We start from the raw sequence: 15,162 nt of genomic DNA, 5'->3' as shown, positions 1-15,162 counted from the left end.
AAACAGCCTCGTCAATGACGAGGCTGTTGCTCAGGACGTTAACAACGTAGACTGCGCTTATTAGACAAAGGATTAATCTAGGTAAGATTCTAGCTCTTCGCTACCACCGATGTGTTTACCACCGATGAAGACTTGAGGCACCGTCGTACGTCCAGAGATTGCACGCAGGCTCACGGTTGTTGCGTCTTTACCTAGAATGACTTCTTCATATTGAAGACCGTGATCAATCAGGTTCTGCTTTGCCTTCATACAGAAAGGGCAGCCTGGCTTAGTGAATACGGTGATGGATTCTTGAGTCTTGTACTCAGGTGCCACGTAGTTCATCATTGTGTCTGCATCTGAAACTTTGAACGGGTCACCAGGCTCGTTCGGTTCGATGAACATTTTCTCGACCACGCCGTTTTTTACTAGCATGCTGTAACGCCACGAACGCTTACCAAAGCCTAGGTCATTCTTATCAACGAGCATACCCATGCCATCTGTGAATTCACCGTTGCCATCTGGAATGAAAGTGATGTTCTCAGCTTCTTGATCTGCTTTCCACGCGTTCATTACGAACGTGTCGTTGACCGATACGCAGAGAATCTCATCCACGCCATGCTCTTTAAATACAGAGAATAATTCGTTGTATCGAGGTAGGTGGCTTGATGAGCATGTTGGAGTAAATGCACCTGGCAAGCTGAATACGATAACCGTTCTATTTTTAAATAGTTCATCCGTGGTTACGTTCACCCATGCGTCACCTTTACGAGTAGGGAAAGTAACTGATGGTACAGCTTGACCTTCTTTTGATGCAAACATGATGATTTCCTTTTTATATGAATAATTTGTTGAGAGCTTAGCGGTTTTTCCGCGTCGTCATGCTTCAATGTACTCATTATTGAAAAAAAACTTTGATAGCTCCAATCGTTTAATGCTATGGTTTTGATAGATTATTTCTATCAAGCAATAAAAGCGAATCGTATGTCATGAATATCCGAGATTTTGAGTATCTGGTTGCGCTTGCAGAGCACAAGCATTTTCGAAAGGCAGCGGAAGCCTGTTTTGTGAGTCAACCGACGTTAAGTGGGCAAATTCGTAAGTTAGAAGATGAGCTAGGCACGACCCTTTTAGAGAGAAGTAGCCGACGTGTATTGTTTACTGACTCTGGTTTGCAGCTGGTGGAGCAGGCGAAACGCATCTTAAGTGAAGTGAAAACCTTTAAAGATATGGCGAGTGGTCAAAGTGGATCGATGACTGGCCCTATGCATATTGGCTTTATACCTACGGTTGGCCCTTACTTATTGCCAAAGATCGTCCCTCAACTAAAAGAAGAGTTTCCAGAGCTTGAATTGTTCTTGCATGAGGCGCAGACCCATCAACTGGTCCGTCAGTTAGAAGAAGGAAAATTGGATTGTCTTGTTTTAGCATCAGTAACCGAGACTGCACCATTTAAAGAGATTGAGGTTTACAGTGAACCCATGAGTGTCGCCGTCCCTTGTGGCCATGAATGGGCAGAACTCGATCATATTGATATGCTTGAACTCAGTGGTAAAACGGTATTGGCACTTGGTGATGGTCATTGTTTGCGAGATCAGGCTTTAGGCTTCTGCTTTGCAGCCGGCGCCAAAGATGATGAACGTTTTAAAGCCACGAGTTTGGAGACATTGCGTAATATGGTGGCAGCAGGAGCGGGCATTACGCTATTGCCGCAGCTTTCGGTTCCGAAGGAGAAGGAAAAAGATGGGGTTTGCTATGTACCTGCTGTGAACCCTGTGCCATCGAGAAGTATCGTATTAGTTTACCGTCCTGGTTCACCACTGCGTGCGCGTTTTGAGACCTTAGCAGCGAAGGTTAAAGACATTCTTGGCTCGCAAACCGCGTCTATAGCGGCATGAACAGTCAAAAAGTAGATAAGAATAGGGAAGCCTCTGGTTTCCCTATTCTTTGTTAAGCGATTAGAACAACTCTTCTGTCTCACCACTGCCTGTGGAGTAGATACTATCTTCGAGGTGATTGCCGGCGTACTCTGTAGGCTCAGTCCCTTTTTCAAAGTACTCAAACATCGATGTACCATCCACTTTGTGAGTTAACAGCCCGCTGTCACGGTCGATACGTACGCGAACAATATCATCAGGGATGTTCTTACTTTGTTGTGGTGTGCCCTCTAGTGCTGCGTGCATAAAGTCAATCCATGCAGGCTCTGCGGTTTTTGCGCCAGACTCTGCTCCAGAGATCTGGTCTTGACCTAGATTGCTGTTGATGGTTGTACGGCCAAGTGTGCGCGAGTGGTCATCGAAACCTACCCATGAAATCGCCACGATGCCTGGCCCGTAACCATTGTACCAAGTATCTTTAGAATCGTTGGTGGTACCGGTTTTGCCTCCAATGTCACGGCGATCAAGTTCTTGTGCTCGCCAGCCTGTACCATTCCAACCTGTGCCATCTTGCCAACTGCCACCACCCCAGATGTTGCTGTACATCATTTCACGCATTAAGAAAGCATTTTGCTCTGAAATAACCTGTGGTGCGTAATTAGGCTCATTGCTTTCCAATGTATGATTTGTGTCGGCGTTGTCTAACGCGACATCTTGTTCACCAAATTCTGTGATGAACTTATCTTCTGCTTGCACACTCATTTGAGGGCAATTTTTCTGACAAATTGTTTTTGGATTGGCTTTAAATAGCACCTCACCGAACGGGTTCTCAACATGATCAATGTAATACGGCTCCACGTAATAACCGCCATTGGCAAACACAGAATAGCCTTGTGCGACTTTCATTGGTGTTAAGCTGCCTGCACCGAGGGCGATAGTCTCTGAACGAGGAACCTCATTGATGTCAAAACCAAAACGGGCTAGGTACTGGCGCGTCTCGTCTAAGCCAACTTCACGTAACGTACGAACAGCCATCACGTTTTTTGATTGTGCCAGGCCTATGCGTAGACGCGTTGGGCCAATGTATGTTGGTGGTGAATTCTTTGGACGCCACGCCGAACCTGAGCCCTCATCCCATTTATTAATGGGGGCATCGTTGACGAGTGAAGCGAGTGTTAGACCTTGGTTTAATGCTGCAGAGTAGATGAACGGTTTGATACTCGAACCGACCTGACGCACAGACATGGTTGCACGGTTAAACTTACTGTGTATGAAGTTGAAACCACCAACCAGAGAAAGCACCGCACCGTTCTCTGGATTCATTGCCACAAAAGCCGTATTCGCATTTGGTACTTGGCTCAATTTCCAATGGGTTGTGATGGTGCCTTCTTTATCGGTGGTGTTGATTGCACGCACCCATACTTGCTGACCTGCGGTTAGGATCTCTTTTGCAGATGTTGGCGCAGGCCCTTGACGCTCATCGGTCAAAAACTTGCGTGCCCAGTTCATGCCAGTCCAAGCGATAGTCTGCTCATTGTTGTTCTTCACCCAAACTTGTGCCGATTTATCCTCCACTTTGGTGACAACCGCAGGGTATAGCTCTCCGTAAGTTGGTTGCGTTTTCAGGTGCGTTTCAATTTGCTCTGTATTCCACGCTTCTTCTCTGGCTTTCCATAAGGTTTTCTCTGCACCTCGGTAACCGTGACGCTCATCATAAGCCAATAGGTTATTGATAGCGGCTGTATTTGCAGCATCTTGAAGTTTTGAGTTCACTGTCATGTAGATGTTTAAGCCCGAAGTGTAGGCTTTTTCCTCACCATACTCATTGACTGCCCATGAACGTGCAAGCTCAGCGACATATGGGGCGGAAAGTTCAATTTCAGCGCTGTGGTAGCGTGCTACGATAGGCTCAGAACGAGCTTGGTCATATTGCTCTTGAGTGATGTATTTCTCATCTAGCATGCGCATCAATACCACATTACGACGATTGGTTGCACGCTCTAATGAGTAGATCGGGTTCATGGTCGAAGGCGCTTTTGGCATGCCGGCTAACGTTGCAATTTCACTCAATGTCAATTCATTTAGGCTCTTACCGAAATAAACCTGAGCAGCTGCACCAAAGCCATATGAACGATAGCCAAGGAAGATTTTATTCACATACAACTCCATGATCTCTTGCTTAGATAGAAGCTGTTCGATGTGGATTGCAATAAAAATCTCTTTAATTTTTCGCATGATCTTCTTTTCATTCGATAAGAAGAAATTACGAGCTAATTGCTGAGTAATAGTACTCGCACCTTGTTTTGCTGAACCAGAAAGCGCCACAACCACTGCAGCCCGTGTAATACCGATCGGGTCGATACCTGGATGCTCATAAAATCGGCTATCCTCGGTCGCGATCAGTGCGTGAATTAAATCTTGTGGAATTTCGTCGTAAGTAACAGGAATACGACGTTTCTCGCCAAACTGTGCGATCAGTTTTCCATCTTGACTAAACACCTGCATAGGTGTTTGTAATTCAACATTTTTTAGAGTTGCAACGTCTGGCAATTCAGGCTTTACATACTGGTAGAAGCCGAAAATTGTGGTGACTCCAAGAATTATGCAAATCAATGTTAAAAATAGTAAACGCTTTATGAACTTCACCGGAGAATCCCTGATTGGTTGAGGCTGTATAACGGCAAACCCTTGTACTCTTAGGTTAAAAATTTAGCACATAGAGATATTAACTCTTATTTAGATGCTAATCACAACCTTTGCACGAAGAAAATTCTCTCGATGCTAAGAACAACTTTGCACGATTGAATATCGGATCGAGAGTAGAGATGGATAAGCTATTAGTTACTGGCATAGATATCGGTCATAACAGCCTCAAAGCCGTGGTACTTAAACCCAATGGCAACAGTTACGCCTTATTGGGCTACAAAGAAATATTACTTAAGGAAGGTATTGTCGCTGAAAATAACATCATAAATCATCAAGAATTTGTAAAGACCCTAAAAGAGATGAAAAAAATGTTTCCTTTTGGCGCTCGACAAGTGGCTATTTCTGTTCCTGACAATGCAGTGATCAGTAAAACGTTGCCAATTGAACACCACTTGGATGAAAGTGAAAAAGAATTTGCCATCGTCCGGGCTTTTTCACATCAATCGCCATTTCCTGTGGAAGAACTGAGTCTTGATTTTGCTTTAGTTGAAGTCGCAGAACAGGAACGAGGCATAGATAGTTATCGACTCTTTGCAACGCGTAAAGAAGTGGTAGAAGCGCGAGTTGGTGCCGTTCAAAAGTCAGGGTTGAGAACGGTGCTGGTGGATGTGCACTCGCAAAGTCTTGGGCACATTTGGCAGTTGGCCGCAGGACGCTTTCCTAGCAGGAGTGCGTATTGTTTACTTCACCTTGGAGAAATGAGCAGTTCATTCACCATGTTTACTGAGCAAGGCGAGCTCTTTCATAAAGAGTTTGTCTGCGGAACCCGCAACGTCAGTGGAGTGAGACACGATGCCCTCTCTGAAAATAATGAACAAGGGATGGCTGAGTCGTTTAACTGTCACATGATCGAACATGTGAAGCGTCAAATGCAGTTATACAGCTCGATGAATGGTTCACAAAACATCCAAGGTATCTGGCTGTCTGGCGAAGGGGCGACCATGCCAATGCTCGCTGAAGCTCTGTCTGAACAACTGGCGATAGAGTGTGAGTTGCTCAACCCTCTTGGTTTATTTGATATGAAAGTGCCTAAGCGCAAGCGTTACACCGCGGACTGGCCGCGTTTCACTGCGGCTGCGGGGCTTGCTGTGCGTGGGATTCAGTGGTTAGGAGGTAAGAATGTTGTATCACATTAACCTTCTTCCTTGGCGCGAACGCCAGCGTGAGGCACACCGTCGTCGCTTTGTCGGGCTAGTGATTTTAAGTGCATTAGTGGCAGGTGGCATTCAATGGAGCATTGGCCAGTACTACCAGTATCAGCAAGATCAGCAGCAGCAGCGCATCGATTATTTAGCACATTATATTTCACTACTAGATCAACGAATGAAAGCGATGAAGATCGCCGAGCAAGAACACGACAAGATCTTAGGACGCTTGAAGGTTGTTGAAGAACTTCAACGCGGGCGAAACAAAACGACGGAGTTCATGAATTTGATGCCTTCCGTGATCCCGAATGGTGTGTACGTCGATAAGATCAAGATGAACGATTATGAGATAGAGATTTCAGGCATTTCCGATAGCACGCCGCGCTTGGCAACTATGCTGGATAAAATGGAGAGGTCGGCCAAGTTACTCGATGTAGAAATGCATTCGATTGTTCACGGTAAAGTGCGCTTTGGTAAAGAATTTCAGGCCTTCAAAGCCTCCTTCTTGTTTAAAGAGCCTCTTCAACAGACAGGAGGTCAACATGGCTAATTGGTCAGATCTAGAATTTGATGAAATTGCAGAGTGGCCATTACATCCTCAGTTGGCTGTCATCTTATTAATGGTGTTGTTCATTCAGGGCTTTGGCTATTGGTTTTATCTTATTCCCGAAGAGCAACGTCTTAATAGCCAGATCCAAGAAGAGCAAGCCTTAAAAGTGGCACTCAGAATCAAAGCAAATAAAGTTGCAACGTTGCCTCAGCTTCAATCGCAGTTGGATGAGCTCACCACGCGCTACAAAATGCTATTGCAACAACTGCCAGTGCAGAAAGAACTGGCAACCATGCTGGCCTCTGTTAATGAGCTCGGTATTGATAACAAGCTGACGTTTACCAGTATTGAGTGGGGGGAGAAACAGTCCGAGCACTTTCTATACCGTTTGCCACTCAATATTGAGCTGACAGGTGATTTTCATGATATTGGCCGTTTCTCCCAAGCTATTGCGACGCTGCCTCGTATCATTACATTTACCGATGTGACGTGGCAGCGAGTCAGTCAAGAGAGCGAAGCTCTGCATTTTCGCGTAAAGGCGAACACTTACCAGTTCAAACCTGAGGAAGCGAAAGTTGAGAAATAAAACTTTGCTGATGATAGGTATTGCTATTGCCAGCGTATTAGTTGGGTGCCAAGGCAATGATGAATCATTGAGCGATTTCATTCGTGGTGTAGAAGAGAAAGCGCGTCGTGATGCGGAAAAACTGAGGCCAGCGGAGAAATATCGGGTGGTCGCTTATGATCCCATGGTGATGCGAGCCCCATTTGAGCTACCGAAAGAAGCCATTATTGCGACTCAACCCGAGGTTAGGAAAGATTGCTGGCAGCCTCCGGCGAGAAAGCGTACCGGAAAACTGGAACGCTTTCCTCTTAGTCAGTTGCGTTTAAAAGGTGTGATGGGTGTAGATAACAATGTTTCAGGGCTTGTGCAAGCACCAAACGGCACCGTTTACCCCATTAAGCCGGGGCAATATCTTGGGCGCAACAATGGCAAGGTTACCCATGTATCCCAGCGTTATTTAACGATTAATGAAACCCTGCCCGATGGCTTAGGGTGCTGGCAAAAACGCAAAGTTAAGCTGGCTTTGAGATAGATATAGCTGTATTTATTTTTTGATATTGAGTAATGAAGATGAGACAAGGATTTCCGAGCCTACCAAAGAAGCTAACAGGGCTTTTTACTTTCTGGCTGCTTTTACTTTTAGCGCCTTTAGCTCACGCTGAAGGAGGACAAGCTAATGCACTAAAAAGTATCGATTTTCGCACTAACAAAGACAAAGATGCGATCATTGTAGTCGAACTGGCCTCTCCAGCAGCGATAGTGGATATTAAGCGCGTCCAGGAAGGGCTGAGCATTGATTTGCTCAACACTTTAGTGGCAGATGAACAGCTTTATCTGCTTGATGTAAAAGACTTCTCAACCGTAGTTGAAAGTGTCGAGGTCTTTCGTGAGGTTTCGGGCACACGTTTGCAGGCGTATATCGATGAAGGTTATACCCATGATTATCGGCTCTCTGGGCGTTATCTTGAAGTGACGGTTAGTAAGTTAAAGCCGAATGAAAAAGTGCCAGATAAGAGCATCTTAGATAAGCAAGGCAAGCTGATTTCGATTAATTTCCAAGATATTCCTGTGCGTAACGTATTGCAATTGATTGCCGATCATAATCAATTCAACTTGGTGGTGTCCGATTCGGTCGCCGGTAATCTGACCCTGCGCCTTGATGGTGTAGCCTGGCAACAGGTATTGGATATTATTTTGCAGGTAAAAGGGCTAGATAAACGCGTTGATGGGAATGTGATTTTGGTCGCACCAAAGGATGAGCTCGATTTACGAGAAATGCAGCAACTGGAGAAACAAAAACTCGAGCAGGAGATGGGCGAACTATCATCGGAAATCATCAAAGTTAATTTCGCTAAAGCATCAGATATTGCAGAGATGATCAATGGCGAGGGTAACATTAGTATGTTGTCTGAACGCGGAAAAATGACGATTGATGAGCGTACTAACTCACTCTTGATTCGTGAATTACCTGAGAACATTGCCGTTATCCGAGAAATCATCGAATCGCTGGATATTCCCGTTAAACAAGTACAAATTGCAGCCCGAATTGTGACTATCTATGAAGGCAATATGGATGAACTGGGTGTTCGCTGGGGCTTTACCTCAACCAATGGCAGCAATACTGTCGGAGGTTCAATTGAGAGTAATTTAGCGACCATTGGCCTCTACGATGCTGGCGGTAGTGAAGGTGAAGACGCTAGTAGCAGTGCCGGTATTGATGACTTCCTGAATGTGAATTTAGCTGCGACCAATCCGAGTGCAACCAGTATTGCTTTCCAAGTGGCAAAGCTGGGCTCTGATACCTTATTGGACTTAGAGCTTTCTGCGTTACAACAAGAATCGAAAGCAGAAATCATTTCTAGTCCGCGTTTAATCACTACCAATAAAAAACCGGCTTATATCGAGCAAGGTACAGAGATCCCATACCTAGAATCTTCTTCAAGTGGTGCGACTTCGGTAACGTTCAAAAAAGCGGTGTTGAGTTTAAAAGTGACGCCGCAAATTACGCCAGATAACCGCTTAGTGTTGGATTTAAGTGTGACGCAAGATAGGCCAGGGCAAGTAGTAAAAACGGGAACTGGTGAAGCTGTGGCTATCGATACTCAACGTATTGGAACTCAGGTATTGGTGAACAATGGTGAGACGGTGGTACTCGGTGGTATTTTCCAGCACAACATTACCAACTCTGTTGATAAAGTGCCTTTATTGGGGGATTTGCCGCTATTGGGGGCGCTTTTCCGTCGCAGTTATGAAAATGTAGGTAAAAGTGAGTTGCTGGTTTTTGTCACACCCAAAGTCGTAATCCAGTAACGCTTAATCAGTAAAAAAAGCGATTAGATCAAAAATAAAGTTGCATTAGTGGCACCATGCTTGGATAATTTCGGGTCTTATCACGAATTATCTGTGAGGAATTGGTGTCACAAGCCTTGTTGAATAGCAGTTTGGCTGTGTTTTCTTGTGACGATCTTATTGAATTAACGTTGTAAAAATACCGCTAAATATGGCTGAGAAACGTAATATTTTTCTTGTTGGCCCAATGGGTGCCGGCAAAAGTACAATTGGTAGACATCTCGCACAGCAGCTGCATATGGAGTTTGTTGACTCTGATACAGTGATTGAAGAACGCACAGGCGCAGATATCTCTTGGGTTTTTGATGTAGAAGGTGAAGAAGGCTTCCGTAAGCGTGAAGAAGCGGTGCTTGAAGACCTAACTCAAGAGCAAGGTATCGTGCTAGCAACAGGTGGCGGCTCTGTCATGAGCAAAGAAAACCGCAATCACCTTTCAGCTCGTGGTGTTGTTGTTTACCTAGAAACGACTATCGAAAAGCAATTGGCACGTACTAACCGTGACAAGAAGCGTCCTTTACTTCAAACGGATAAACCTCGTGAAGTATTGGAGCAATTGGCTGGTGAACGTAATCCTCTATATGAAGAAGTGGCGGATTACACCGTTCGTACTGACGACCAGAGTGCAAAAGTGGTAGCCAACCAAATCGTAAAAATGCTAGAAGAGAGATAAGCAATTATCTTTTTTAATTGGAGGCCCCGATGGAACGGATTACGGTCAATCTAGCAGAGCGTAGCTACCCAATCTCTATAGGCGCCGGGTTATTTGAGGACCCGGCGTACCTTTCTCAAATTCTCTCAAATAAAAACGCAAACCAGAAAGTGGTCGTGATCAGTAATGTCACGGTGGCACCTCTGTACGCAAATAAAATTCTTAACCAACTGAAGCAGCTTGGCTGTGACGCCTCTTTACTTGAGTTACCTGATGGCGAGCAATACAAAAGCCTAGACGTATTTAACCAAGTCATGAACTTCCTATTGGAGGGAAGTTATGCGCGTGATGTGGTGATTATCGCATTGGGCGGTGGTGTGATTGGTGATCTCGTTGGCTTTGCTTCAGCGTGTTATCAACGCGGTGTGGATTTCATCCAAATCCCTACGACATTATTGTCTCAAGTTGACTCATCAGTTGGTGGTAAAACGGCTGTTAACCACCCATTAGGCAAAAATATGATTGGTGCTTTTTACCAGCCAAAAGCCGTAATTATCGATACCAATTGTTTGTCGACATTGCCAGAGCGTGAGTTTGCTGCGGGCATCGCAGAGGTCATCAAGTATGGCATTATTTATGATGGTGCATTTTTCGATTGGTTGGAAGAGAACCTCGATCGTCTGTACGCCCTAGATGAAGAAGCCCTGACTTACGCGATTGCACGTTGCTGTGAAATCAAAGCAGAAGTTGTCGCGCAGGATGAGAAAGAAACCGGTATTCGAGCATTGCTCAACCTTGGTCACACTTATGGTCACGCGATTGAGGCGGAGCTAGGCTATGGTAACTGGCTACATGGTGAAGCGGTTTCTTCAGGTACAGTGATGGCAGCAAAAACATCCCATCTCCGTGGGTTGATTTCTCAAGCGCAGTTCGATCGAATTGTTGCAATTTTGCGCCGCGCTAAATTGCCTGTACACACCCCAGAAAGTATGACATTTGATGACTTTATGGCGCACATGATGCGTGACAAAAAAGTGCTATCTGGTCAGATTCGCCTAGTGTTACCAACGGGTATCGGCAGCGCAGAAGTCATCGCGGACACACCTCAAGACGTGATCAAACAAGCCATCGACTTTGGGCGTGATATTTGATTTAGTCATGCTGTTTTAGGGTGTCATTTTTGTTGTTGATTAGGGTTTTTAAATGAGTTTCGCTCACGTACTGGAATTGGACTCTCAAATTGAATTATTGGATCGATTGGGTTTACTGACCAATTTTGGGTCCAACCTGATTGCGGTTAATGGTCATGCCGGTTACGGAAAATCATGGTTAGCACAACGATACCTTGAGCTCGGTGCAAGCAATAAAAATCAATGTTTGTTACTGTGTCGAACTAATCAAGATGATGTGCAGCATCGTACGCTTATTTTGAACCAGATTGTTTCTGATGCTCTTTTTAATCAACAAGATAGATTGATTGATAGCTTTGTGCGAATTATCGGCAACGACTCGTGTGATATCGCTATTGTGGTCGATGACGCTCACTTGCTGAGTGAAACTCTGCTCTCAGAACTTTGGATATTGGTGTTAGAAGCACAAGCGAATCCAAAGTGGAAAATAAATGTCGTACTCTTTACTATCGCTGGAAAGATAGAGTCGGTTCTCGCGCGCCTTAGTTATGGGCAAGAGTTAAAGCCAGTTGAAGTAGACATTGAGATGCTCTCGGAAGTGGAGGCGCGTCGATTTTTTGAATCTTTAGTGGTTCGATACGTGGATGATGATGCGGAAAAACGCGTTCGAGATGCTTTTAAAAAAGTTGAACCTGTTCCAGGCGACATTATGGCGTTAGGAGGGATGAAAATGGAAAAAAGGATTATTATCCGCTCAATGGTCGGATCATCGCGTAACATCGCATTGCTTGTGTTGGTGTTATTGTTACTGGCAGTAGGTGGCTACTGGTGGATGTATAATCAGCCAAGTCCAGAGGAAAAAGCGCAGCAAATGACAGGCAGTTTGGAGCAAACAGCGATCCCAACGTTAACCGAGCCCGAAGTCGAATCAAGTGTCGGTGTATCGGTAGGTACGTCGATGGAAACGGATGCTGATAGCCACTCTGATCTGTTTAATGTGACCGATGACTCGGACGCATTACCACCTGTGGTGACTGGCGAAGTTGCAAGTGTTGGCTCTGAAGAGGCTCAACAGCGTGTGGTCATTGAATCTGATGTGGTCGATGCTTTGCTTGAAGGTAAGCCTGAGCATGCGAATACGGCTAAAATCGACGCCGTTGTTAAAGCGTCCGAGGCTTCATTACAAAGCAGTGCCAGCTCATCATTGATTAAAGTGGTTGAGGCGGAAGATAGTGAGACGTCGGTAGGATCGGATTCAGACTTGGCTTCGCGTCAACCGGTGCTGAAGTTTTCGTTTGCTCGTGAAGAGTTAAAGGCTTTGTCTCCAAGAGCCTATACTTTGCAGCTTGCTGCCATGACATCAATGGAAGATGTTCAAGTATTTTTAGATCTCCATCAGCTCAATCACCAAGTGCGCATTTACCCAACGGTTCGCAGTGGTACAGAGTGGTATATAATTACTTATCAAGATTACCCGACCATTCAGTTAGCGCGTGACGCGGTTGAAGGACTGCCTGATTCACTTAAGTCGGTGAGTCCTTGGGCAAAATCCTTGAGTCAAGTACATCGCGAAATTGATCGCGTGAAATAATCCTGAGCTTCGTCGAAAAATATGTTACATTCCGCAGCCTTAATTTTTGGTCGATAGATAGAGCAGTAGATGAAAAAGCAACGAGCCTTTCTAAAATGGGCGGGAGGAAAATACGGTCTGGTTGAAGACATCCAACGTCATTTGCCACCGGCTCGGAAGCTAGTTGAACCTTTTGTTGGTGCTGGTTCAGTATTCCTGAATACCGACTATGACCAATATTTGCTGGCAGACATCAACCCCGACCTAATTAACCTCTATAACCTGCTGAAAGAGCGTCCTGAGGATTACATCTCAGAGGCAAAGCGTTGGTTTGTCGCAGAGAATAATCGTAAAGAAGCGTACCTGAGTATTCGCGCTGAGTTTAACGGTACCGACGATGTGATGTACCGTTCCCTTGCATTCCTTTATATGAATCGTTTTGGTTTTAATGGATTGTGCCGTTACAACAAAAAAGGTGGCTTCAACGTACCGTTTGGCTCTTACAAAAAGCCTTACTTCCCAGAAGCCGAGCTTGAATTCTTTGCAGAAAAAGCGAAGAAGGCGACATTTGTCTGTGAAGGTTACCCTGAGACATTCAGCCGAGCGCGCAAAGGCAGCGTGGTTTACTGTGATCCACCCTACGCACCGTTGTCGAATACGGCGAACTTTACCTCATATGCCGGTAATGGTTTTACTCTTGATGACCAAGCAGCATTGGCTGACATTGCAGAGAGAGCTGCAACTGAACGTGGTATTCCCGTTCTGATTTCAAACCACGACACGACATTAACGCGTCGCCTGTACCATGGTGCTGAGCTTAATGTGGTTAAAGTGAAGCGAACCATCAGCCGCAACGGCAGTGGACGCAATAAAGTTGATGAGCTGCTTGCTCTGTTTCGTGCCCCAGATACGGATAAATCTGACTCCTAGTTCTCACACTATTGTCTCTAAATAGTGGATCTCCCCACTGGCTTCGGTAGAATTGTGCGCAAATTTGTTTGTTGTTTGCTCGCCACTACTGAGGTCAGGTATGAAAGATTTTCTCATTGCGCCATCCATTTTATCGGCTGATTTTGCCCGTCTTGGTGAAGACGTAGAAAAAGTACTCGCAGCGGGTGCGGATGTCGTGCACTTCGATGTGATGGATAACCACTATGTACCAAACCTGACATTTGGTGCGCCAGTGTGTAAAGCGCTGCGTGATTACGGTATTACTGCACCAATCGACGTTCATTTAATGGTCAAGCCAGTCGACCGTATTATTCCTGATTTCGCGAAAGCGGGCGCATCGATGATCACTTTCCATATTGAGGCATCAGAGCACGTCGATCGTACTCTTCAATTGATCAAAGAGCACGGCTGTAAAGCGGGCGTGGTGCTTAACCCAGCAACACCGCTTGCTCACCTAGAGTACATCATGGACAAAGTGGATTTGATTCTACTTATGTCCGTTAACCCGGGCTTTGGTGGTCAATCGTTCATTCCGAACACTTTGGATAAGCTCCGTGCTGTACGCAAAATGATTAATGAGTCTGGTCGTGATATCCGTTTAGAGATCGATGGTGGTGTTAAAGTCGATAATATTCGTGAAATCGCCGAAGCGGGTGCGGATATGTTTGTCGCGGGTTCAGCAATTTTTAGTCAGCCAGATTACAAGCAAGTGATTGACCAAATGCGTACGGAACTTGCTCAAGTTAAATAAGCGCTGAAATAAGTGTAATAACACACTGATTAAAAAGGCTGTCACTTTGTTGGCAGCCTTTGTCGTTTCTGAAGGCAAGGGTGCAAAAATATCCCTCGCGCTGTGCAAATAATCACTTGCCTATTTTGCGTCCTTTCTGTACTATTCGTGCTCCTTAAAACTCGGTCAATTTTCTTTAGTTCCTTGCTTCCTCTGGACGACCGGGCCATTTGTGGAAGCTGAATAATCCGTAAGGAGCAACCCATGCGTCATTACGAAATCGTATTCATGGTGCACCCAGATCAAAGCGAGCAAGTTGCTGGCATGATCGAGCGTTACACTGGTTCAATCACTGAAGCTGGCGGTAAAATCCACCGTCTAGAAGACTGGGGCCGTCGTCAACTGGCTTACCCAATCAACAAGCTTCACAAAGCTCACTACGTTCTAATGAACGTTGAAGCTGACCAAGCTGTAATCGATGAGCTAGAAACTGCTTTCCGTTTCAACGATGCAGTTCTACGCAACATGATCATGCGTACTAAAGCGGCTATCACTGAGCAATCTATCATGCTTAAGCAACGTGAAGAGCGTGCTCCACGTCGCGAAGAGCGTGCTGAAGCTAAGCCAGAAGCAGCTGCTGAGTAATTTCTCTTATGGCCAATCGAATGGAGCTGAGTGGCACCATTGCCAAGCCGCCCATTCGTAGTAAAAGCCCAAGTGGCATTGAACACTGTCGGTTTTGGTTAGAGCATCGCTCTGCTGTTATCGAAGCTGACCTACCACGACAAGTTTATTGTCGAATGCCGGTAGTTGTCAGTGGGCTTAGGTCACAAGCGTTAACTCAGAATTTAGTACAAGGTAGTAACATTAAGGTAAGTGGTTTTGTCGCTTATCAAACCGGCCGAAATGGCGTTGGGAAATTAGTGTTACATGCCGACAATATTACTCAAATTTAAGATCA

The 15,162-nt window shown here is 45.3% G+C and carries 15 protein-coding genes; 13 read left to right on the top strand and 2 right to left on the bottom strand.

What is annotated here, in order from left to right; all coding sequences use genetic code 11:
• Positions 1–72 precede the first annotated feature (72 nt).
• Positions 73–801 (bottom strand): redoxin family protein, encoded by a 729-nt coding sequence (locus tag ACVA54_RS17350; RefSeq protein WP_119464639.1) that lies wholly within the window; start codon positions 799–801, stop codon positions 73–75.
• A 167-nt stretch (positions 802–968) separates the two neighbouring features.
• Between ACVA54_RS17350 and oxyR the strand changes: the two genes are divergently transcribed.
• The gene (gene oxyR / locus ACVA54_RS17345) at positions 969–1,877 is read left to right on the top strand and encodes a DNA-binding transcriptional regulator OxyR (RefSeq protein WP_099080811.1); all 909 of its coding nucleotides are present in this window, start codon (positions 969–971) and stop codon (positions 1,875–1,877) included.
• Between the two features lie 60 nt (positions 1,878–1,937).
• Here oxyR and ACVA54_RS17340 read toward each other — a convergent pair whose 3' ends face one another.
• Complete coding sequence (locus ACVA54_RS17340; protein WP_119464641.1) at positions 1,938–4,502, bottom strand: penicillin-binding protein 1A; 2,565 nt, start codon at positions 4,500–4,502, stop codon at positions 1,938–1,940.
• Positions 4,503–4,681: 179 nt separating this feature from the next.
• Here ACVA54_RS17340 and pilM point away from each other — a divergent pair, with 179 nt between their 5' ends.
• From pilM to priB, 12 genes are all read left to right on the top strand, one after another.
• A complete protein-coding gene (gene pilM, locus ACVA54_RS17335; protein WP_446609205.1) occupies positions 4,682–5,698 on the top strand; it encodes a type IV pilus biogenesis protein PilM in 1,017 nt (338 codons plus the stop codon).
• Entirely contained in the window at positions 5,682–6,257 is a 576-nt protein-coding gene (locus ACVA54_RS17330; protein WP_099080814.1) for a PilN domain-containing protein, read from the top strand. Before pilM ends, ACVA54_RS17330 begins: the two co-directional genes overlap by 17 nt.
• Complete coding sequence (locus ACVA54_RS17325) at positions 6,250–6,843, top strand: type 4a pilus biogenesis protein PilO (RefSeq protein ID WP_119464644.1); 594 nt, start codon at positions 6,250–6,252, stop codon at positions 6,841–6,843. The genes ACVA54_RS17330 and ACVA54_RS17325 overlap by 8 nt, the downstream gene beginning before the upstream one ends.
• Positions 6,833–7,354 carry a pilus assembly protein PilP gene (locus ACVA54_RS17320; RefSeq protein ID WP_446649783.1) on the top strand — a complete coding sequence of 174 codons (522 nt, stop codon included), beginning with the start codon at positions 6,833–6,835 and terminating at the stop codon, positions 7,352–7,354. The genes ACVA54_RS17325 and ACVA54_RS17320 overlap by 11 nt, the downstream gene beginning before the upstream one ends.
• Positions 7,355–7,386: 32 nt before the next feature.
• Positions 7,387–9,132, top strand: a complete 1,746-nt coding sequence (locus tag ACVA54_RS17315) for a type IV pilus secretin PilQ (protein WP_446596943.1) — start codon at positions 7,387–7,389, stop codon at positions 9,130–9,132.
• 190 nt (positions 9,133–9,322) lie between these two features.
• The gene (aroK, locus tag ACVA54_RS17310; RefSeq protein ID WP_099080818.1) at positions 9,323–9,841 is read left to right on the top strand and encodes a shikimate kinase AroK; all 519 of its coding nucleotides are present in this window, start codon (positions 9,323–9,325) and stop codon (positions 9,839–9,841) included.
• A 29-nt stretch (positions 9,842–9,870) separates the two neighbouring features.
• Complete coding sequence (gene aroB, locus ACVA54_RS17305; protein WP_446649782.1) at positions 9,871–10,971, top strand: 3-dehydroquinate synthase; 1,101 nt, start codon at positions 9,871–9,873, stop codon at positions 10,969–10,971.
• Positions 10,972–11,023: 52 nt separating this feature from the next.
• A complete protein-coding gene (locus ACVA54_RS17300) occupies positions 11,024–12,541 on the top strand; it encodes an AAA family ATPase (protein ID WP_446649781.1) in 1,518 nt (505 codons plus the stop codon).
• A 69-nt stretch (positions 12,542–12,610) separates the two neighbouring features.
• Positions 12,611–13,450 carry a Dam family site-specific DNA-(adenine-N6)-methyltransferase gene (locus tag ACVA54_RS17295; RefSeq protein WP_099080821.1) on the top strand — a complete coding sequence of 280 codons (840 nt, stop codon included), beginning with the start codon at positions 12,611–12,613 and terminating at the stop codon, positions 13,448–13,450.
• Positions 13,451–13,550: 100 nt separating this feature from the next.
• On the top strand, positions 13,551–14,222 hold the full coding sequence (gene rpe / locus ACVA54_RS17290; protein ID WP_099080822.1) for a ribulose-phosphate 3-epimerase: 672 nt from the start codon (positions 13,551–13,553) through the stop codon (positions 14,220–14,222).
• 243 nt (positions 14,223–14,465) lie between these two features.
• Positions 14,466–14,846 (top strand): 30S ribosomal protein S6, encoded by a 381-nt coding sequence (gene rpsF, locus ACVA54_RS17285; RefSeq protein WP_099080823.1) that lies wholly within the window; start codon positions 14,466–14,468, stop codon positions 14,844–14,846.
• An 8-nt stretch (positions 14,847–14,854) separates the two neighbouring features.
• The gene (gene priB, locus ACVA54_RS17280) at positions 14,855–15,157 is read left to right on the top strand and encodes a primosomal replication protein N (RefSeq protein WP_099080824.1); all 303 of its coding nucleotides are present in this window, start codon (positions 14,855–14,857) and stop codon (positions 15,155–15,157) included.
• Positions 15,158–15,162 lie beyond the last annotated feature (5 nt).

The sequence above is a fragment of the Vibrio sp. PNB23_22_6 genome, assembly GCF_052877535.1.
The sequence above is the reverse complement of the archived record's forward strand: the minus strand, read 5'-3'. Positions and strand labels throughout refer to the sequence as shown.

What these genes read in the sequence shown, in the direction of transcription:
- ACVA54_RS17295 (WP_099080821.1), top strand. Translation starts at nt 12,611, where the DNA reads ATGAAAAAGCAACGAGCCTTTCTAAAATGGGCGGGAGGAAAATACGGT.
- aroB (WP_446649782.1), top strand. Translation starts at nt 9,871, where the DNA reads ATGGAACGGATTACGGTCAATCTAGCAGAGCGTAGCTACCCAATCTCT.
- ACVA54_RS17330 (WP_099080814.1), top strand. Translation starts at nt 5,682, where the DNA reads ATGTTGTATCACATTAACCTTCTTCCTTGGCGCGAACGCCAGCGTGAG.
- priB (WP_099080824.1), top strand. Translation starts at nt 14,855, where the DNA reads ATGGCCAATCGAATGGAGCTGAGTGGCACCATTGCCAAGCCGCCCATT.
- ACVA54_RS17315 (WP_446596943.1), top strand. Translation starts at nt 7,387, where the DNA reads ATGAAGATGAGACAAGGATTTCCGAGCCTACCAAAGAAGCTAACAGGG.
- ACVA54_RS17350 (WP_119464639.1), bottom strand. Translation starts at nt 801, where the DNA reads ATGTTTGCATCAAAAGAAGGTCAAGCTGTACCATCAGTTACTTTCCCT.
- ACVA54_RS17300 (WP_446649781.1), top strand. Translation starts at nt 11,024, where the DNA reads ATGAGTTTCGCTCACGTACTGGAATTGGACTCTCAAATTGAATTATTG.
- rpsF (WP_099080823.1), top strand. Translation starts at nt 14,466, where the DNA reads ATGCGTCATTACGAAATCGTATTCATGGTGCACCCAGATCAAAGCGAG.
- ACVA54_RS17325 (WP_119464644.1), top strand. Translation starts at nt 6,250, where the DNA reads ATGGCTAATTGGTCAGATCTAGAATTTGATGAAATTGCAGAGTGGCCA.
- rpe (WP_099080822.1), top strand. Translation starts at nt 13,551, where the DNA reads ATGAAAGATTTTCTCATTGCGCCATCCATTTTATCGGCTGATTTTGCC.
- pilM (WP_446609205.1), top strand. Translation starts at nt 4,682, where the DNA reads ATGGATAAGCTATTAGTTACTGGCATAGATATCGGTCATAACAGCCTC.
- aroK (WP_099080818.1), top strand. Translation starts at nt 9,323, where the DNA reads ATGGCTGAGAAACGTAATATTTTTCTTGTTGGCCCAATGGGTGCCGGC.
- oxyR (WP_099080811.1), top strand. Translation starts at nt 969, where the DNA reads ATGAATATCCGAGATTTTGAGTATCTGGTTGCGCTTGCAGAGCACAAG.